The organism is Streptomyces sp. LS-MS-L19, assembly GCF_058382285.1.
Window position 1 is genome coordinate 429,401 of record NZ_JBYCLL010000001.1, and the last position, 18,374, is coordinate 447,774.

At 73.0% G+C, this 18,374-nt stretch carries 14 protein-coding genes; 7 read left to right on the forward strand and 7 right to left on the reverse strand.

Going from position 1 to position 18,374, the window contains the following annotated elements:
• The first annotated feature begins 55 nt into the window (after positions 1–55).
• Positions 56–697, forward strand: coding sequence for a cutinase family protein (locus AC2XR2_RS01855; protein WP_381307991.1), 642 nt, complete (start codon positions 56–58; stop codon positions 695–697).
• An 88-nt stretch (positions 698–785) separates the two neighbouring features.
• Here the strand turns inward: AC2XR2_RS01855 and AC2XR2_RS01860 are convergent, their stop codons facing one another.
• Both AC2XR2_RS01860 and AC2XR2_RS01865 read right to left on the reverse strand, forming a co-directional pair.
• Positions 786–2,495 (reverse strand): hypothetical protein, encoded by a 1,710-nt coding sequence (locus AC2XR2_RS01860; RefSeq protein ID WP_491514037.1) that lies wholly within the window; start codon positions 2,493–2,495, stop codon positions 786–788.
• 95 nt (positions 2,496–2,590) lie between these two features.
• Positions 2,591–3,550, reverse strand: a complete 960-nt coding sequence (locus AC2XR2_RS01865) for a helix-turn-helix transcriptional regulator (protein WP_381302309.1) — start codon at positions 3,548–3,550, stop codon at positions 2,591–2,593.
• A 211-nt stretch (positions 3,551–3,761) separates the two neighbouring features.
• Between AC2XR2_RS01865 and AC2XR2_RS01870 the strand changes: the two genes are divergently transcribed.
• A complete protein-coding gene (locus AC2XR2_RS01870; protein WP_381302311.1) occupies positions 3,762–4,133 on the forward strand; it encodes an ANTAR domain-containing protein in 372 nt (123 codons plus the stop codon).
• 210 nt (positions 4,134–4,343) lie between these two features.
• Positions 4,344–5,507 carry an alanine--tRNA ligase-related protein gene (locus AC2XR2_RS01875; protein ID WP_491514038.1) on the forward strand — a complete coding sequence of 388 codons (1,164 nt, stop codon included), beginning with the start codon at positions 4,344–4,346 and terminating at the stop codon, positions 5,505–5,507.
• A 3-nt stretch (positions 5,508–5,510) separates the two neighbouring features.
• On the opposite strand, the gene AC2XR2_RS01880 is transcribed toward AC2XR2_RS01875, so the two are convergent.
• The gene (locus AC2XR2_RS01880) at positions 5,511–7,859 is read right to left on the reverse strand and encodes an ABC transporter permease (protein WP_491514039.1); all 2,349 of its coding nucleotides are present in this window, start codon (positions 7,857–7,859) and stop codon (positions 5,511–5,513) included.
• Positions 7,856–8,548, reverse strand: a complete 693-nt coding sequence (locus AC2XR2_RS01885) for an ABC transporter ATP-binding protein (protein ID WP_491514040.1) — start codon at positions 8,546–8,548, stop codon at positions 7,856–7,858. Before AC2XR2_RS01885 ends, AC2XR2_RS01880 begins: the two co-directional genes overlap by 4 nt.
• Before the next feature lie 254 nt (positions 8,549–8,802).
• Here AC2XR2_RS01885 and AC2XR2_RS01890 point away from each other — a divergent pair, with 254 nt between their 5' ends.
• Positions 8,803–10,182, forward strand: a complete 1,380-nt coding sequence (locus AC2XR2_RS01890) for a sensor histidine kinase (protein WP_491514041.1) — start codon at positions 8,803–8,805, stop codon at positions 10,180–10,182.
• On the forward strand, positions 10,167–10,859 hold the full coding sequence (locus AC2XR2_RS01895) for a response regulator (protein WP_491514042.1): 693 nt from the start codon (positions 10,167–10,169) through the stop codon (positions 10,857–10,859). Before AC2XR2_RS01890 ends, AC2XR2_RS01895 begins: the two co-directional genes overlap by 16 nt.
• 54 nt (positions 10,860–10,913) lie before the next feature.
• Here the strand turns inward: AC2XR2_RS01895 and AC2XR2_RS01900 are convergent, their stop codons facing one another.
• Positions 10,914–11,366, reverse strand: a complete 453-nt coding sequence (locus tag AC2XR2_RS01900) for a flavodoxin family protein (RefSeq protein WP_449353540.1) — start codon at positions 11,364–11,366, stop codon at positions 10,914–10,916.
• Positions 11,367–11,465: 99 nt separating this feature from the next.
• Here AC2XR2_RS01900 and AC2XR2_RS01905 point away from each other — a divergent pair, with 99 nt between their 5' ends.
• Both AC2XR2_RS01905 and AC2XR2_RS01910 read left to right on the forward strand, forming a co-directional pair.
• The gene (locus AC2XR2_RS01905; protein ID WP_491514043.1) at positions 11,466–12,101 is read left to right on the forward strand and encodes a class I SAM-dependent methyltransferase; all 636 of its coding nucleotides are present in this window, start codon (positions 11,466–11,468) and stop codon (positions 12,099–12,101) included.
• Positions 12,102–12,191: 90 nt separating this feature from the next.
• Positions 12,192–12,680, forward strand: coding sequence for a GNAT family N-acetyltransferase (locus AC2XR2_RS01910; RefSeq protein ID WP_491514044.1), 489 nt, complete (start codon positions 12,192–12,194; stop codon positions 12,678–12,680).
• Here AC2XR2_RS01910 and AC2XR2_RS01915 read toward each other — a convergent pair whose 3' ends face one another.
• Together AC2XR2_RS01915 and AC2XR2_RS01920 are read right to left on the reverse strand one after the other, a co-directional pair.
• Positions 12,681–15,710, reverse strand: coding sequence for a glycosyl hydrolase (locus AC2XR2_RS01915; protein WP_491514045.1), 3,030 nt, complete (start codon positions 15,708–15,710; stop codon positions 12,681–12,683).
• A gap of 78 nt (positions 15,711–15,788) precedes the next feature.
• Positions 15,789–18,320: an AfsR/SARP family transcriptional regulator gene (locus tag AC2XR2_RS01920; RefSeq protein ID WP_491514046.1), complete on the reverse strand. Its 2,532-nt coding sequence runs from the start codon at positions 18,318–18,320 to the stop codon at positions 15,789–15,791.
• Positions 18,321–18,374 lie beyond the last annotated feature (54 nt).

The window sequence follows — 18,374 nt, forward strand, 5'->3', positions numbered from 1 at the left end:
TCGGGACATCCTTTCCACAGGCGTTTCGCACGCCCCACCCTCAAAGGATCCCCCCATGCGTATTCGCGTATGCCTCGCCGCGCTCTCCCTGGTCGGCGGGGCCACGGTGGCTACCGTCACGGCACCGTCCGCGACGGCCGCGGCCTGCTCGGACATCGACGTCGTCGCAGCTCGCGGCACGTTCGAGCCGGGCACGCTCGGTTTCATCGTCGGCGACCCGGTGTTCTCGGCCCTGCAACGGAAACTGACGGGCAAGAACCTGTCGAGCTACAAGGTGAACTATCCCGCGGACCTTTCCCTCACCTCGGCCGCGCAGGGCAACGCGGACCTGGTGAACCACGTGAACAGCCAGGCGTCCGCGTGTCCGAACCAGCGTTTCATCCTGGTCGGATATTCGCAGGGCGCGAACGTCGTCGACAATTCCATCGGCATCAGCAGCGCCGGTGCGGTGGTCGGCAGTCCCATCGTGGCGACCCTGCCCGCGGCGGTGGAGCCGAAGGTCGCCGCCGTGCTGCTGTTCGGCAACCCGATCCGGGCCATCGGCAAGAGCGTCACCGGCACGTACCAGAGCCGCACGATCGACTTCTGTGCCAAGGGCGACCCGGTCTGCGAGGCGGGTGGCAACGACACGCTGGCGCATCTCGGCTACACCGCGAACGCGGACGCGGCGGCGGCCTTCGCGGCGGGCAAGGTCTGAGCGGACCGTCCCATGGGGAAGGGCCCGGGAGGAATTCCTCCCGGGCCCTTCCCCATGGGACGCGGGATTCCCTCCCGGGCCCCGGCGCCTATCGCGGATCGCGGGCGAACTCCGTCAGCGCGGTGGACACCGGCTCGGGCCGGCCGTTGTTCTGCACCGGTGCCGCGGTCAGCACGTCGAGGTGCTGGTAGCCGTCGGCGACAACGGGATGCAGCTCGGCGGGGACCCGGCCCGCGAGCAGCCCGTCGCCCGCGAGGACCGTGAGCGTCGGGTTGGCGGTGAGCCCGTCCGGGTGCACGACGAGCCGCTTCACCTGCGGGGAGGTGGACAGCTGGATGTCGGTGACGAGCTTGGTCGGGAAGTACTGCTCGGTGAAGTCCAGCGGCTGGGTGCCCATGCTGCGCGCCAGCTCCTGGATGTCGGTGACCTCCTTGCCCGCGGCGGTGAACGGCGTCCCGTCGGACGACTTGTACCCGGGGTCGTCGGCGTCGCCGACCCGGTCGTAGTCGCGCCAGGTGTAGAGCGGGCCGTGCGGTACGGCGGGGATGGCCTTGTACTCGGTGCCGAAGAGCCCCGGCTGGGCCGAACTCCCGTTGGTGACGGGGAAGTTCTTGTCGGTGACCGGTCCGCCGTCGAAGAAGCCGACACTGCTCTGGAGGAAGGCGAGCGGGACGGACTGGTCGTCCATGAGCGCCCCGAGCACGGCCTCGTTGGTGAGCCGGAAGTCCTTCACGGCGGGTGAGCCGGTGAGGAAGGTGGCGGTGTCCTTGGAGAACAGGAAGCGGTTGGTGGCCTCGATGTTGGTGTTCTGCGGCAGATAGCTCGGCAGGTCCGCTTCGCCGTCCGGGTCCTGTACGGCGCCGACGCCCGCGATGGCGAGCAGGGTCATGGTCTCGGGGTTGAGCAGGACGGGCGCGGACAGCGTGCGCGGGAAGAGCCCGCTGTCGAGTCCGGCCTGGACGACGCCGTAACCGAGGCCGGTGTCGGGCAGGTTGGTGTCGTCCGGGATGCTGCCGCTCAGGTCGGCGAGCGAGGTGGAGACGGTGGTGTCGAGGGCGAAGTACCCGGCGCACTGGTTCTGGCCGGCGTCGGCGGTGGTGGCGGGGTTGCCGTCGAAGTCGGCGGCGGCGAAGTAGCCGGTGATGACACCGCCGAGCGAGTGGCCGCCGCACAGCACCTTGTCCTTGCGGACCCTCTGGTCGGGCAGTTCGGCGGCGAGCAGGTCGTACTGGTCCCGTACGGTCTGCTCGATGCCGAGTCCGGCCATCCAGCCGAGCCTGTCGTTGCCGACGAACCCGGCGAAGGTGCGGCCCCCGACCTGCTTGCCCCGGTAGTAGTAGTCGACGGCGGTGTGCTGGTCGCCGGTGGCGGTTCCGGTGTGGTCCTCCAGGCAGTTGGAGCGCCGGTCCAGGGCCCAGAACTCGATGTGCCGGCCCTGCTGGGCGGCGCGGGTCACGGTGTTGCGGGCGACACTGTCGAAGGCGCCGGCGCCCTCCAGGATGCCGGGCTGGGCGACGAGGACCCGGTCGGCGTCGGCCGAGGACGCCGGGCCCGCGGAGGACCGGTAGCGCAGGTACGACAGCCAGTCGCACGCCGCGGGCCGGGCGCCGAAGGACGCCGGCAGGGGTGCCTTCACACGGACCACGGTCTCGGTCACGCCACCGGCCGACCCGACGGCCGTCTCGGTCCGAGCGCCCTCCACGGAAGCGGAGGCCGACCCGGTGAACGCCCCGGTGGTCAGCAGCGCCGCCAGCGCCGCGGTACGCCACGTTCTTGCTCTGCTGCGACTCGTGTTCATGCCGGGACCGTAGGACGCCACGGGCGGGGTTCTCGGGGGTTGCTCACAAGAACGCAGGGCCTGGTGGACGCTTTGTCACCAGGCGCAGGAAGCCGTCAGTCGTCGCGCAGCGTACGGCCCGGTGAGCGGTCGTAGGAGCGGCGGTAGAGGGTGGCGAAGCGGCCGGGGTGGGAGAAGCCCCAGCGGGCGGCGATGTCGGCGACCGTGGTTCCGGCCTCGGGGTCGGCGGCCGCCAGCTCGTCGTGGGCGTGGGACAGGCGGACCCGGCGGACGTAGGCGAGCGGGGTGCTGCCCAGGTGCCGGCGGAAGGCGTACTGGAGCGCGCGGACACTGATGTGGGCCGCCTCCGCGATCTGGGCGACGGTGAGGGGCCGGTCGGCGTGGCCCTCGATGAAGGCGAGGGCGCGGCGCAGTGCGGCCGGATGGGCGTCCTGGCGGTCGGGGCCCGTCGGGTCGGCGGACGCGGTGTTGGGGAAGGTGGCCAGGACGGTCGCGGCCAGGTGCTGGGCGGCGGTGGCGGCGACGAGCGGCTGGTCGGCGACGGCGGGGTCGGCGAGGACGTGGTCCCGCACGTAGCGGATGGTCGACCGCAGCCGCTCGCCCGCGGCGGGGCTGAGCGGCCGGTGTCCGGTCAGCCGGACCGGTTCCTGGCGCAGCGGGCCCGCGGTCCCCGCGACCTGGGTGAGCAGCTCGGGGTCCAGCATGGTGATGTTGTAGCGGGCCGCGCGGATGCGGCCCGCGTAGGACAGCTCGGGCGGGGCGAAGGACACGACGTCGCCGGGTCCGAAGGAGTCCGAGACGCCCTGGTAGACGTGGTCCTCGATGCTGCCCTCGTGGACCACGCACAGGCAGATCCGGCCCAGCGGGGTGACGGCGTAGCTCATGTCGAAGTCGAGGTCGAGCTCGTCGACGCTGACCGTGTCGATGGCGCTGCGGTGGATGCGGGCGCGGCTGCTGTCCGGGGTGCCGTTGCCGATGCGCATCCTCGCGTAGGCGTGACTGAGGAACTCCTCGGTGCGCTCCAGGTCGTCGCTGTCGAACGTGAGCGTCTCCACGCGGTCAGGTCCTCCACTCTCGGCTCGGCTTCTCCTTGCCGCCTACCCGCGAATGCCACAAAGCTGCGGTGCGCCGTTTCGTTTTCTGTCCTGCCTGGTCACAAGGTGTGCGCTCAGTGGCTCGCGGCCCGCGGACCCGGCTGTGCAGACTGGAGAGTCGGCGACCGGCGGAGTCGTCGTGCGGTAGGGGGAGAGGGCGACAGGGCTGTACATGACGGAACGTGAAGAGCTGGCCGGGAAGATCGAGGAGCTCCAGGAGGAGATCGCCCAGCTCCGGCAAGCCCTTGTCTCCCACGCCGTCGTCGACCAGGCGATCGGGGTCCTCGTCGCGTTGAGCGGTCTGCGCCCCGAGCAGGGGTGGGAGGTCCTGAAGGCCGTCTCCCAGCGCACCAACACCAAGCTGCGGGACATCGCCCGCCATGTCGTGGGCTGGCCCGAGGCCGGCACGCTGCCCCCGGAGATACGACCGGCCCTGCGCATCGCGCTGACCGAGGCGCGCGCGGTCCACGGGGGCCGGCCACTGGTGCGGCGGGAGCACTGGTGCGAGGGCTACGGCGGCACCCTGGCCCGGAAACCCGAGTGACGGGGCGGCGGGCCCGCGCCTAGGGTTGATCGCATGGAGGTCATCAGCCGTACGCACACCGCAGCCGCGCGAGCGACCAGCTCGCCGGCTGCCGACGCCTGACCTCACCCACTCCCCCGGCGGCCGGAAACGGACCGCCGGTGCCGGACCTCTGGTCGTCGCCCGTTCCCGCGGTCGTTTCCGGTCCCACGAGACCGAAGGACCCCCGCCATGGACACCGACCGGACCGTACGCGTCTTCACCGACTTCTACCGGGAGCGCGGACACCACCTGATCACGGGCGGCACGCTGGTGCCGCCGCCCGGCGACCCGGTGCTGTTCACGACCTCCGGGATGCACCCGCTCACGCCCTACCTGGAGGGCCGCCCCCACCCCCGGGGCCGCCGTCTGGTCAATGTGCAGCGCTGTCTGCGCACCACCGATCTCGACGAGGTCGGCGACTCCACGCACCTGACGGTGTTCGAGATGCTCGGTTCGTGGTCGCTCGGCGACTACGGGCACTCCCGGAGCCTCCGCTGGGGGTACGAGCTGCTTCGCGAGGGCTTCGGCATCCCGCACGACAGACTGCACGCCACGGTCTTCGGCGGCGACGAGCAGGTGGGCCCCGACCTCGACTCGCTGCGCACCTGGGAGGAGTCAGGGGTCCCGGTGGAGCTCACCGGGGAGGACAACTGGTGGTCCAACGGTCCCGTGGGCCCGTGCGGCCCGGACTCGGAGATCTTCGTGTGGACCGGCGACGGCCCGCCGCGGGGCACGCCCACGACGGACCCGCGCTGGCTGGAGGTCTGGAACCACGTCCTCATGCGGTACCGCCGTCTCGACGACGGCTCGCTCCAGCCCCTGGAGCGTCCCGGCGTCGACACCGGCATGGGTCTCGAGCGCCTGGTCACCGTCCTCCAGGGCCATGACTCGGTTCACGACTCGGACCTGTTCGAGCCCTGGAGGCGGCTGCTGCCCTGGCCCCTGGACGAGCGGTCGCTGCGCCTGGTCAGCGACCATCTGCGCGCCGGCGTCGTCGTCATCGGCGACGGGGTACGGCCGTCCAACACCGGGCGCGGATACGTCCTGCGCCGTCTGGTGCGCCGCCTGCTGACCACCCTGCGGCGCGAGGAGCCGTCCCGCACCCTCCTGGACCTGCCGGTGGAGCTCCTCCAGCACACGCTGGACCACTTCCGGCAGACCTGCGGGACAGGTCATGTCCAGAGCGTGCTGCTGGAGGAGGAGCGCGGCTTCGACAGGTTGCTGGAGCGCGGGCGCCGACTGCTGTCCGGGCCGAGGTACCGGGGGCCGTTGAGCGAGGAGGACTACGACTACCTCCACGACACCCACGGTCTGCCCCGCGACCTGGTGCTCGGGCTGCGCCGGCAGGAGTGACGGCTACTCCGTGCGCAAGGCCGTCGCCGTACGGGCCCCGGCCGCCCAGCCCGCCGGGAGCAGCGCGCCCAGCAGGGCGATGACCAGGCCGGCCAGGCCCAGCAGGAGCAGCTGCGGGGTGTCGTACACGTCGAGGACGGAGCGCGGCAGGTCGGTGCCCGCCGCGTGCCCCATCACCGGGAGTACAAACCCGTGCAGCGCGTATCCGACGGGCACTCCGACGAGGCCGCCGAGCACGCCGATGCCGGCCACCGAGGCGAGGACGAGACTCACCGTCTGCCGGGGTGACATCCCGAGGGCCTTGCACACGCCCAGGTCGTGGACGCGTTCCCGGGTGTCGAGGACGACGGAGTTGAGCACACCGAGGCCCGCGACGGAGACCAGCATGAGCGTGAGGAGCACGGCCATGGTGTTCAGGATGAGGACCATGTTGTGCTGCTGGGAGGGGGAGTTGGCCACGGCCTCGCCGCCGAGGGGCTGGACCCGGGCGGAGAGCTTCTCGGCGTACGTGGTCGGGGAGACGCCCGTCTTCACGTCGACCAGGAACACCTGGGGCTTGGTCGCCGGGAAGTCGGCGGCGTTCACCTGGATCTCCAGCTGGTCGTCCGCGCTGCCGAAGGCCACGCCGACGATCCGCAGGGCGGCCGTCTCCTTCCCCACCGTGACCCGCACGGTGTCGCCGATCTCCGTGCCGGTGGTCTCCAGGAACTGGCCGGGCACGACGACCTGACCGGTTCCGTCGAGCCAGTGCCCGGAGGTCATCGCGTAGGCGCCGGCGCTGGAGTCGCCGTGGAACAGGGTGGCCCGGACGGTTCCGGTCACCCCGGCCACGGTGGCGTCCTGCTGGGTCTCGCCGTAGTACGAGGCCGTGCCCGGCTGCGCCTCGATGGCGGCGCTCACCTGGGCCGGGTCGGCCTGCCGGGGCTCGGGGGTGCCGGGCGCGGGGACGTGTTCGCCGTGTGCCACGCCGGGGCCGCCGGTGAAGACGGTGACCGCGGCCCGGTCCTCGGGGTCCTGGATCCGGCCGACCTCGTTCAGCGAGGAGGTGAGGCCGACGGCGAAGGTCGCCGCGATCGTGCCGAACGCCACGGCGAGCAGCATCGCGAGGGTACGCACCGGGTGGGCGAAGGGGCCGGCGAGGCCGTAGGTCACGGCCCGTGGCAGGGGCAGGCGGCCCGCCGCGCGGTGCGCCCACTGACCGCGTCCGCTGCGGGGTGCCCGCCCGACGGCGATGGCCTCGACCGTGCGCAGCCGCCCGGCCCGCAGTGCGGGGACGAAGGCGGCGGCCGCGACGACCAGCAGGGCACCGGCCGGGACGACGACGTCCACCCACCAGGCGACGGACAGGGTGGCGGTGCCGTACGCCTGCTCGGTGTCGTCGAGGAGGGGCACGGCCAGCAGGTTGCCGAGGACGACACCGAGGGCGATGCCGACGCCCGCCGGGATGAGGGCCTGGGCCACATAGGCCCGGACGACTTCGCGCGGGGTGAAGCCGATGGCCTTGAGGATGCCGATCCTGCGCAGGCCGGTGCCGACCGCGCCGCTGATGACGCTGCCGACGATGATCACGGACATGACGAGGCCGAGGACGCCGAACGCGACGAGGAAGGGGATGGTCGGGGCGGCCCCGCTGTCGGTGGCCCGCTTGGTGTCCAGGTAGGACCGGGTGCCCATGAGCGCCCCGGCGGGGACGGCGGCGGCGAGTGTCTTCCGGTCGGCGGCGATGTCGCCCTTCGAGCCGGCCGCGTCGAAGCGGTAGAGCATCTGCCGGGTGACGGGTACGTCCTTCGAGCCGAGGGCCGTGATCTGTGCGGGAGTCAGCCATGCGTCGGCGGTCCTGCTGGCGGAGGTGGCGAAGCCGACGACGGTGAGCGTCGTGCCGGACGCCGTCAGGGTGTCGCCCAGCTCGAAGGCGGGTCCCTGGTAGGAGGAACTCAGCACGATCTCACCGGGTTTCCTCACCCACCGGCCCGCCGTGAGGTCCAGGTCGTCCACGGCGGCGTGCGGGCCGGTACGTCCGACGAAGGTCATCGCCGGGGGCTTGCGGCCGGCCGAGTCCGTGACCTGGACGATCACGGTGGGATACGGCCCGGCGCTCGCGGTGACCCCGTCCAGTCCGCCCGTGGCCGCCAGCTGTTCGTCGGTCGCCTTGGCCGGGTCGAACCCGGCGGTGAGGTGGGCGCCCTTCTGCTCGGCGAAGGCGTGGTCGAAGGGCGCGTTCGCGACGACCATGAGCGAGCCGGCGACCACGGCGGCCGCCACGGCCATCATCGTGGCGATCGCGATGACCACGGTCTGCACCCGGCGCCGGCCCACCCCGGAGCGGACCACGCGGACGAGGGGCCCGGTCATCGCACGGCCTCCGCGCGGGAGTCGAGGGCGACGTGACCGTCGACGAGGTGGACGGTACGGCTCGCGCAGGCCTCGGCCAGGGCCGGGTCGTGGGTGACCAGCACGATGGTCTGGCCGCCGCGGTGCAGGTCGACGAGGAGGTCACGGACGTCCTGGCCCGAGGAGCTGTCGAGGGCGCCGGTCGGTTCGTCGGCGAGGAGCAGGGCGGGGCGGTTCACCAACGCCCGTGCCACGGCAACGCGTTGGCGTTCGCCGCCGGAGAGGCGGCCGGGGTAGGCGCGGGCGTGCTTCTGGATGCCGAGGACCTCCATCAGCTCGGTCGCGCGGGCCCGGACGGCGCGCCGCGAGACTCCGGTGAGCTGGGCGGGGAGCTGGATGTTGTCGAGGACGGTGAGGTCGTCGAGGAGGTTGAAGAACTGGAAGACCATGCCGATCCGTTCGCGGCGGAACCGGGCCAGGGCGTGCTCGCCGAGCCGGTCGATGCGCTGTCCGTCGACGGTCACGGTGCCCTCGGTCGGCTTGTCGAGTCCGGCCACGAGGTTCAGCAGGGTCGACTTGCCGCTGCCGGAGGGGCCGGTCACGGCGAGGGCCTCGCCCTGGGCGACGGAGAGGTCGAGCGGTCCGAGGGCGGGTGCGTCGGAGTCGTCGTAGCGCTTGGCCACGCCCCTCAGTTCGATGACTTGGGTCATGGGAGGTCCTCTTCCGGGATGTCGTGGGGCGGGTCCGTGCCGGCGCCGGCGAGGCGCGAGCGTGCCACGCGGTTGTGGCGGCGTGGCGAAGGTACGGACGGGCGGGTCTTCGGCGCGTCGGCCGGAGCACCGAGACAGGGCCCTCCGCGGGGAGGACCCGGGGCGGGGTCATCCCTGCGAAGTACGCCCGGCGGAGGGGGCGCTGGTCATGCGGAGGGACGCGCGCGGGGCTTCTGGCCCACGACAATGGGCGCATGGAGACGGAGTACCTGCGGGGATGGCGTCGGCAGGTGCGTGGCGCGCTGCGGCCGGAGGCGAAGGGCGCGCCGCTGTCACGGCGGTCGGTGTACTTCGACGTGCTGCTGGCCGTGCTGCTGACGGTGGTCGCGCTGGTGGTGGCGGCGCGCTATCCGGGCGACGGGCCGGTGCGGGTGGGGCAGGTCGAGCACGGGGTACCGGCGCCCCCGTCACCGCCGCGGCCACCCGTGCCCGGAGCGGACGCCGGGGAACCGGGGCAGGTCGAGCACGGGGTACCGGTGCCCCCGTCACCGCCGCGCCCGCCCGTGCCCGGGGCGGATGCCGGGGAACCGGCTTCCCCGCCCTGGGTCCTGGTCGTGCTGTCGGCGCTGCCGCTGGCGGCCCGGCGGCGGTATCCGCTGGCCGTGTTCGCGGTGGTGGTCGGCGCGGCGCTCGGCATCGGTGACGACGCCTCCTGGATCAATGTGCTGACCTGTGTCATCGGCACGTACAGCGCCGTCATGTACAGCCGGTACCGGGCGGGGGCGATGACCGGGCTGGTGGTGGCGGCCGTGCTGGCCGGGGTGGCGTTCCGGGCGACGGACCCGGTGCTGCCCGGCTGGTCGAGTCCCGGGGTGGTGCTGCTGGTGGCCGGGGTGCTGGCCAGCGTGGTCCGGTTCGGGCAGCGACGGCTCGCGGCGAGCCGGGACCGGTTCGCCGCCTTGGAGCAGGAGCACGAGGAGGCGACCCGCAGGGCCGTGGAGGAGGAACGCGCCCGGATCGCCGCCGAGTTGCACGACGTCGTGACCCACAATGTGAGCGTGATGGTGATCCAGGCGGGGGCGGCGCGCAAGGTCATGGACGCGGCGCCGGAGCGTTCCAAGCAGGCGTTGCTCGCGGTCGAGGCCGGGGGGCGGGCCGCGATGGCCGAACTCCGGCATGTGATGGGCCTGTTGGCGGCCACGGACACCGGCCGCCCCGACTCCCCCGCCGACGGCCTCGAACCGCAGCCGGGGCTCGGGCAGTTGGGCGCGCTGATCGACCGGGTGCGGGCCGCGGGGACCCCGGTCGGTGTCGCGGTGTCCCTGCCGTCGGAGCCGCTGCCGCCGGGGGTGGACCTGACGGCGTACCGGGTGGTCCAGGAGGCGCTGACCAACACCATCAAGCACGCGCCGGGCGCCGAGGCCGTCGTCACCGTCGGCTGGTCCGACGACCTGCTGGAGATCGAGGTCCTGGACACCGGCGGGGTGCGCGACGGGGTGCCCGCGGACGGTAACGGGCGCGGGCTGATCGGACTGCGCGAGCGCCTCGCGGTCTACGGCGGCGAGCTGACGGCCGGTCCGACTCTCGCCGGGGGCTTCCGGATCAGGGCGGAGCTGCCGTGGCGGACGGTGTGAGCGCGGACGGGTTGAGAGCGGTCATCGCCGACGACCAGGCCCTCGTGAGGACCGGGTTCGGGATGATCCTGGCCGCGGACGGCATCGAGGTGACGGCGGAGGCGGCCGACGGCGCGGAGGCGGTCGCCGCGGTCCGGCGGACCCGCCCCGACGTCGTCCTCATGGACATCCGGATGCCCGGCATGGACGGCATCGAGGCCACGCGGCGCATCCTCGCCGACGACTCCGCCGGCGAGGTCCGGGTGATCATCCTGACCACGTACGACCTCGACCACTACGTGTACGCCGCGCTCGCCGCGGGGGCCGGCGGCTTCCTCCTCAAGGACGTCACGCCCGAGCATCTGGTGGCCGCCGTACGGCTGGTGCGGTCCGGGGACGCCCTGCTGGCGCCCGCGATCACCCGCCGGCTGATCGAGCGCTTCGCCCACCGGGAGGATGCCGTGCCGTCGGCCGAGCTGCGACGCGACCTGTCCGGACTCACGCCGCGGGAGCTGGAGGTGCTGCGGCTGCTCGCGACGGGGCTGAGCAACGCCGAACTCGCCGACCGGTTGTTCCTCAGTCCGACGACGGTGAAGACGCATGTGGGGCGGATCCTGTCGAAGCTGGAACTGCGGGACCGGGTGCAGGCGGTCGTGCTGGCCTATGAGAGCGGCCTGATCACGCCTGGGAGTCCCTGACGGCGGGTGGCTCTCGCCGGTGGGTGGCCGGAGCGCGGGGCCCCTGGCGGCGGGTCACTCCATCAGCCCCGCCGCGACCGTCGCCCCCAGTTCCCAGCACGCCTCGATGTCCGCCTTGGCCGGTTCGCCGGTGACGGTCACCGGTTCGGCCGCACGGCGCCAGCCGAGGCCCGTCGTGATCGACTCGATGCCGCGCAGGGCTCCGGTGACGTCGTTGCCGCCGTGCACGTAGAAGCCGAACGGACGGCCGCGCGTCTCATCGAGGCAGGGGTAGTAGACCTGGTCGAAGAAGTGCTTGAGGGCGCCGGACATGTAGCCGAGGTTGGCCGGGGTGCCCAGCAGGTAGCCGTCCGCCTCCAGCACGTCCGAGGCGGTGGCGGACAGGGCCGCGCGGCGTACGACGCGGACGCCCTCGATCTCCGGGGCCGTCGCTCCGGAGACGACGGCCTCGAACATCGCCTGGCAGTTGGGCGAGGGGGTGTGATGCACGATCAGCAAGGTGGCCACCCTCGCACCCTGCCCTGCCTCGGCTTTCGTCCGCAAGCCGGGCCGAGTCCGGGCGCTGCCGGGCTACGATGCCGGGACACCGCGAGGGGGGAGCAGGTCGTGGCCGAAGAGGGACAGCGGGCAGCAGTGGTCTTCGACGCGCTGGGGCTGACGTACGAGAAGGCGTTCGCCCGATCCGCGGCACATCTGGCCTCCCTGGACTGGCTGCTCGAACGGCTCGCGCCGGGCAGCCGGGTGCTGGACGTCGGCAGCGGTACCGGCCGTCCCACGGCGTCGGCTCTCACCGACGCGGGCCATGAGGTGCTGGGGGTGGACGTCTCCCCCGTGATGGTGGACCTCGCCGCCCGGCAGGTGCCGCGGGCCACCTTCCGTCTCGCCGACATCCGCGAACTACCGCTGGAGGAAGGCGCGTTCGACGCGGTGTGCGTGTACTTCTCGCTGCTCCAGATGTCCCGCGCCGAGCAGTCCCGGGTGCTGGGCCGGCTCGCGCGGGCCCTGCGTCCGGGCGGCAGCCTGGTGCTCGCCACCGTGCCCGCCGACGTGGAGGACCTCGCGATCGAGTTCATGGGGCAGCCGGTCCGGGCCACCAGCTTCGCCGCCGAGGACGTGGTGGCGTTGGTGCGCGAGGCGGGCTTCGTGGTGGAGTTCGAGCAGGTCGTGGAGTTCACGCCGGACCACCCCGAGGGCGCGGCCGAGCCACACCTGTTCGTGTACGGCCGGCTTCCTTCTGCTTGATCCAGCTCGTGCGGCGGGGTGCGGCGGGGTGCTCGGCTCCTCCCGAATTTCGTTGGCCATGACACTTACGGCCCCGTTATAGATGGGGTCATGACGACTTGGACCCTGGCCCGAGAGGCCTTCGACTCGGTCAGCGCGAGCAGTCTGCGCCGTGACTACTACGACGAGGTCGCGAGCCGCTACTGGAAGCGTCCGGCGACGTCCGAGGAGATCGACCGTGGCTTGGCCGGGGACGGTGCCGAACTGCTCACCCCGCCCACCGGCCAGTTCGTCGTCGGGCACTACGGCGAGAAGGCCGCGGCCTGCGGCGGGATCCTGATGCTGGACGCCGAGCGGGCCGAGCTCACCCGTGTCTATGTGCGCCCGGCCTTCCGTGGGAAGAAAGGCGCGAGCCTCCTGCTGGAGCTGCTGGAGGAGGAGGCCCGCTCGCTCGGCGCCGGTCGGATGGTCCTCAACACGCGCCTCGACCTGGTCGAGGCCCGCGCCCTGTATGTCCGCCACGGCTACGCCGCTATCCCGGCGTACTGCACGGGTCCGTACATGGAGGTCTGGTACGGCAAGGACCTCGGATCGGCCTGATCAACGGTCGGCGCCCTGCCCCGCCACCTGCACCCCCGAAACCGGGGCCTGCACGTACGGCACCAGCCTGACCGGTCCCACCAGCCCGTGGTCCTGCCGGGCGACCCCGCCGAACACCGTCGGCTGTACGACCCGGAGCCGGTTGATGAGCGGGGTCGCCACCTCGACCTCGATCGTGTTCTCCCCCCGCCGCAGCCGGGAACCGAGGTCGACGACGGGGTGGAGCCGGTCGGCCGGGGGCAGCCGCCGGCCGTTGACGCTCACCCGGAACGTGTCGCTGACCTGTCCGAGCTCCAACTCGGCGCCGTGCGACGGCGTCCAGTCGGCCGGCAGGGTGACGGTGGTGCGGTAGCGGCCGACGCCCGCGGAGTCGGCCAGCTCCGGGATCTGCGACCAGGGCTTCAGCGTGTCGAGGGTCAGCGTGCGCCGCACACGCTCGGTCCGGGTCGGTTCCGGCCCCGGGTACCAGTCCTCGACGTCCAGCGTCCAGCGGGCCGGCGTGATCGGCGCGGGCACGGCGGGGGTACGGGTGGTGACACTGCGGCCCCGGGACAGACGGGTCGTCCAGGTCCCGGCGGTCCGGGCGCGCACGGTCAGCCCGCGCTGGGTGAACAGCACCGCGTCGGCGTCGGTGGCCTCCGCGTGGGGGCTGCTGCCGTGCCGGTCGCCGAACAGCCCCGGCCGCCCCAGGGCGACGATCATGGTCTGTCCGGACTGGAGGGCGACCCGCAGGGTGATGTCGTCCCCGTCCTCGGTGTACCGGGCGAGCCGGACCGCCTCGCCGGTCCAGGGATCGAGCAGATACGGCACGGTCCGGCCGCCCCGGGTGCGCCGGAGCGTGACGTCGTGGTCGATGGCGGCCACGGGCGGTTTCACCGTCTCGGCGTGCTTGCCGTTGCAGAGGTAGTAGAAGTCCGCGTCGGCGGTGACCCGGTGCGCGTTGAGGAGCGTGGACGGCGTCGCGTGCCGTACGTCGGCGCTCACGCCCAGCGCGGCCAGGGCGTCGCCGACCAGCGCCTTGTCGGTGACCCTGCGGACACGGGGCAGGGCGAGCAGCCGGGTGAGGAGCGCACGCAGTCGGTCCGTCTCGCCCTGGTTCGGGACGCCCGGCGTCAGTGCCTGGTCGAAGGCGCCGAACAGGATTACGGGGAGGCCCGCCTCGGCCAGGGCGAGGATCTTCCGGGCGTCCTCGACGGCGAGGGTGGGCGTGGAGCCGTAGAAGAAGTCGCCCTCGACGAACAGCGCCTTGTAGGCGGGGCCGTCGGGGGCGAGCCGGCCGCCGGAGACGGTGGCGGAGGGCAGGTCGAGCAGGGGGCCGCTGAGGAACTGGTGGGTCCAGCCGAGCGGGACGCCGGTCGCCGTGAACCAGGAGGCGCCGATACCGGTGGCGGTGTAGCCGGTCTGCCGGAACACGGCGACGTCCGCCCGGGCCGTGCCGCTCTGGAGCACCCGGTGGACCCGGCCCAGGTATCCGGAGATGTCCTCGGCGTGCCGCCAGGTGGGCTGGCGCGGCCCCCACGACTCGCCGTAGCCGGCGGCGCCGTTGTAGGGGCTGAAGGCGGCGAATCCGGGCCAGTTGACCCCGGGTGCGGTGGCGTAGGAGAAACCGTGGATGACGGTCTGGTTGACGCCGGCCGCGTAGGCACCGCCCATGGTGCGCAGGAAGCGGTCCCAAGTCGTGCTGTACGCCGAGCCGTTGTAGGCGCCCGCCTCGCAGGACAGGACGGTCCGCCCGGCCATGTCCCGGCCGCCGGCGAGGCAGCGGTAGTCGTCCAGGTTCTTGAAGCCGAGCGACTCGCCCTCCGGGACGTCGAGAAGGGCGGCGGAGGCGATGGCGTCGGTCTGGAGGCCGTAGGGCTGCGAGCGCAGGGTCATGTCCAGGGTGTGCGCCCAGTCCCGCAGGGCCTTCAGGTGGTTGCGGTTGAAGAGGCCGGAGACGGTCTCCCAGAAGTCGTGCCGGATCTGGCGGGTCAGCTGCGCCTCGAACGCGAAGACCTGGTTGCTGTTGTCGAGGACGAGGGCCGGCAGATACGGCAGCAGCGGCCGCCCGGTGTGCTTCTCGAAGGCCTCGGGCAGCCCGGGGGTCCAGTTCAGGCCGTCGGTCTCCAGTTCCACGGAGTCCTCGAAGAAGGAGCCGCCCGCGGCCCGCAACAGGCGCCGCAGGGACGGGGTGAGCAGGTGGTCCTCCCAGTAGGAGGTGACCGCGGTGGTGCCGGCGGCGCTGAAGTGGTCGACGGCGTAGGCGGCCGGTGCCGAGTGGGGGCCGGACTCGGGCTGCTGGCCCGAGCCGCGCACCCAGTAGGAGATGAGCACCCAGTCCCCGCCCTCGGGCGCGGTCCAGGTGAGGGTGCCGTCGGTGACGGTGGCCGTGAGGTCCTGGATGCCGGCCGGGTCGAGGCCGGTCTCCTTGCGGGTGGAGTTGGCGGTGTCGACGCGGGCGGCCTGGACGGCGAGGAGCCGCTGACGGGTGACGCCTGCGGCCGGGGCGTGCACGGGCGGCGGGACGGGGCCCTGGTAGGTGGACCCCCCGGTCAACGCGGCACGTCCGTGGGCGAGTTCCTGGGCGGCGGCCTCGTCGTCCGGGGTCAGTCCCGGGACGGCCACCGGCCAGCTGGGGCCGAGGGTGATGTCGACGGTGAGACCGCGTCTCACGGCCCGGCGCAGCGCGGCCTCGACGCCGTCCCGCCAGGGTCTGCTCCCCCAGCCGTGGTGCGCGGTGTCCAGGACCGACTTGTCCTTGATGCTGTGGTGGACGGCGGCGATCTCGACTCCGCCGAACCCGGCGTCCGCGATCTGGTCGATCTCGCGGGCGATCTCGTCCGGGTCGACCAGTCCGTCAGGCCACCACCAGCGGAACCTGGGGCGTACCGACTTCGCCGGGTCCGCGAACCAGTCGGCGCCCGACCCCACCGCCGGGACGGCCGCTGCCGGGACCGCCGCTCCGAGCGCCGTGGCGGCGCCCGCGGCGAGTCCGGCGGCCACGCCGGCAGCGAGGACCGTGCGTCGCGATATGCGGATGGCTTCATGCATGCGGGTGCCCCAACTTCGCTGTTGAATCGTTTCAATCACGTGCGACGCCGGAACGCTAAGCCTCGGGTTCGGTCAAGGTCAAGATGTGTGCCGGGCGAGTGCGGCGGTCAGTGCGTCCAGGTGGTCCGAGACGGGCCCCGCGGTGAGCAAGCCGCTGGCCGCTCCCGCCAGTTCGCCGTCGGCGGGCGCGAGCGCCTGCTGGGCGCGGCGCATCAGGGGACGGTCGCCGACCTGAACGGCCGCTCGTGCCAGCAGAGTCCACAGCGCCTCGTGGAGCAGGTCACCGGGTGGGGAGGGGACGGAGGCCAACAGACTTACGGCGGACCGCTCTTCGCCGTCGGCGAGCAGCAGCAGGGGGCGGACCCAGGGCTCGTAGGGGCCCCAGTCGGTGTGTGGGTCGGTGTGCGGGTCGGTGTTCGAGTCGACGGTGGCGGGGAGGCCGTGGTGCAGTCGTAGGCACAGCAGGGCGAGGGGCAGCAGGCCTCGCTCCAGGCCCGGCATCCCGGCGCCTTCCAGGGACTTGGCGGCGTTCCGGTACGCGCGCTCGCCGAGGTGCGCGGGCTCCGAGGTCGCGGTGCGCAGGGCGCGGTACCAGGTGGTGAAGACGGCGACCAGGGGCAGTTCGTGGCGTTCGCCGAGGGTTTCGGCGGCTTGCGCGTGTCGTTCGGCCGCCGTGAAGTCGGCGGTGGCGCAGTGGGCTTGGAGCCGGATCAGATGACCGAGGACCTCGTAGGTGAACAGTCCGTGCCGTTCCGCCACGGCGGTGATCTCGGCGCCGATCTCGTCCCTTCGTGCCGCGAGTCCGGCCTGCTCGAAGGTCTGCATGAACAGGCCGTTGAGGGCGAAGACGAGGAGGCCCGCGTCGTTGAGCCGGCGTGCGCTCGTTACGGCCTGCCGGGCCGCCTGGAGGGCGCGGATCCGGTCGGGGAGGGCGCCGCGGGACTCCAGCGCGACGGTGGCCAGCAGCCGGGCCCGCGACGCCTCGTGCGCGGTCGGCGGCAGGTGGAGCAGGGTGCGCTCGGCCGCGGCCACCACGCGCTCGGCCTGGGCCGGGTCGTCGGAGCGGGTCCACACGGCCGGGACGTCGTACACGCCGATCACGCGGGCCGTCAGCTCCGGATCGCCGAGCTGCTCGGCCGCGACCACGGCGGCCGCACGGTGCCGACGGGCCGCTTCCAGACCGCCGCCACCGGTCACGGCGAGGTCGCGCATGAGCCCCGCGGTGGACTCCAGCCGGGTGCCGGCCCGCAGCGGGACCATGCCGGCGTACGACGCGGAGGCCTGCGCCCAGATCTCTGCGGCGGTGTCGGAGGGGACCGGGTCCAGGTGGCCGGCGTGCCGGAGGATGTCCTGCTCGGTGCGGTGCAGGGGGGTGTTCTGGTTGGTGGGGGGTCGGGTGTTCCTGTCGCTGGGGGGCGGGGTGTCATGGCTGGTGGGGTGGGAGGGGGCCTGCCTGCTTCGGGGCGAGGGGTGCTGCCCGCTGCGGGATGAGGGGTCCCGTCCGCTTTGGGGTGAGGTGTCCCGTCCGCTGGGGCGTGAGAGGTCCTGCCCACTGCGGAGTGAGCCGTCCCGTTCGTTTCGGGGTGGGGTGTCCCGCCCACTGGGGCGCGAGGCATCCGGAGTGCCTCGGTGCGAGCCCCGCCCACTGAGGGGCGAGGGGGCCTGCCCGCTTCGGGGAGAGCGGGCCGGGCCGCTGGGGGCCGAGGCATTCTGCCCGCTGAGGGGCGAGGGGGCCTGCCCGCTTCGGGGAGACGCGTCCCGCCCACCAAGGCGCAAGGAGTCCCGCCCGCCGAGGTGCGAGGCGTCCCGCCCGCCGAGGTGCGAAGTGTCCCGCCCGACGGGACGCCCATCGGCCTGTCCGCCGGGGTGCACGAGAGCCTCCTCCGTGCGGCGGAGGCGTGGTCCCGGCTCCACGCCGAGGTGTTCGCGCAGCAGGTGTCGGGCGTGGCGGAGGACGGACAGGGCGTCGGCCTGGCGGCCGGAGCGGTACAGGGCGAGGGCGAGGAGCCGCCAGGCGTCCTCCCGCCAGGGGTGCTCGGCGACATGGGCGTCGAGGTCCGCCACGGCGTCCGCGGCCGCGCCGAGGGCGAGCTGGGCCTCGGCCCGGCGTTCCACGGCGGTCAGCCGCAGCTCGGCGAGCTGGGCGCGCTCGGCGCGAGCCCAGGGTTCCTCGGCGAAGTCGGCGTAGGCGGGGCCGCGCCACAGCTCCAGGGCCTCGGTCAGCCGGGGCACCGCCCGCGCGGGAGGCAGGTCGACGGCCGAGGCTACGGCGGATTCGAACCGCCAGGCGTCGACGTGGGACGGTTCGGCACGCAACGCGTAGCCGGGGCCTTCGGTGACGAGGAGGCGGGCCGGGGCCCGGCGGGGACGCTCGGGTTCCAGCGCGCGCCGCAGTGCGGCGACGAAGGTCCGGACGGTACCCACCGCGTCCGCGGGCGGATCGTCTCCCCACAGGTCCGCCACCAGGCGGGGCACGGGCACGACCCTGCGGCGGGCGACGAGGAGACGGGCCAGCACCGCGCGATGCCTGGGCCCCTTCAGAGCGATCGGCTCCCCGGTGTCGTCCCAGGCGGCCACGGCCCCCAGGACTCCGAACTCGACCACGCGCACGTCCCTCAACGTACACGCGCTCATCCGTTGCTCATTCGCCGCCCGGACCCTGGG

What these genes read in the sequence shown, in the direction of transcription:
- AC2XR2_RS01855 (WP_381307991.1), top strand. Translation starts at nt 56, where the DNA reads ATGCGTATTCGCGTATGCCTCGCCGCGCTCTCCCTGGTCGGCGGGGCC.
- AC2XR2_RS01860 (WP_491514037.1), bottom strand. Translation starts at nt 2,495, where the DNA reads ATGAACACGAGTCGCAGCAGAGCAAGAACGTGGCGTACCGCGGCGCTG.
- AC2XR2_RS01870 (WP_381302311.1), top strand. Translation starts at nt 3,762, where the DNA reads ATGACGGAACGTGAAGAGCTGGCCGGGAAGATCGAGGAGCTCCAGGAG.
- AC2XR2_RS01875 (WP_491514038.1), top strand. Translation starts at nt 4,344, where the DNA reads ATGGACACCGACCGGACCGTACGCGTCTTCACCGACTTCTACCGGGAG.
- AC2XR2_RS01880 (WP_491514039.1), bottom strand. Translation starts at nt 7,859, where the DNA reads ATGACCGGGCCCCTCGTCCGCGTGGTCCGCTCCGGGGTGGGCCGGCGC.
- AC2XR2_RS01885 (WP_491514040.1), bottom strand. Translation starts at nt 8,548, where the DNA reads ATGACCCAAGTCATCGAACTGAGGGGCGTGGCCAAGCGCTACGACGAC.
- AC2XR2_RS01890 (WP_491514041.1), top strand. Translation starts at nt 8,803, where the DNA reads ATGGAGACGGAGTACCTGCGGGGATGGCGTCGGCAGGTGCGTGGCGCG.
- AC2XR2_RS01910 (WP_491514044.1), top strand. Translation starts at nt 12,192, where the DNA reads ATGACGACTTGGACCCTGGCCCGAGAGGCCTTCGACTCGGTCAGCGCG.
- AC2XR2_RS01915 (WP_491514045.1), bottom strand. Translation starts at nt 15,710, where the DNA reads ATGCATGAAGCCATCCGCATATCGCGACGCACGGTCCTCGCTGCCGGC.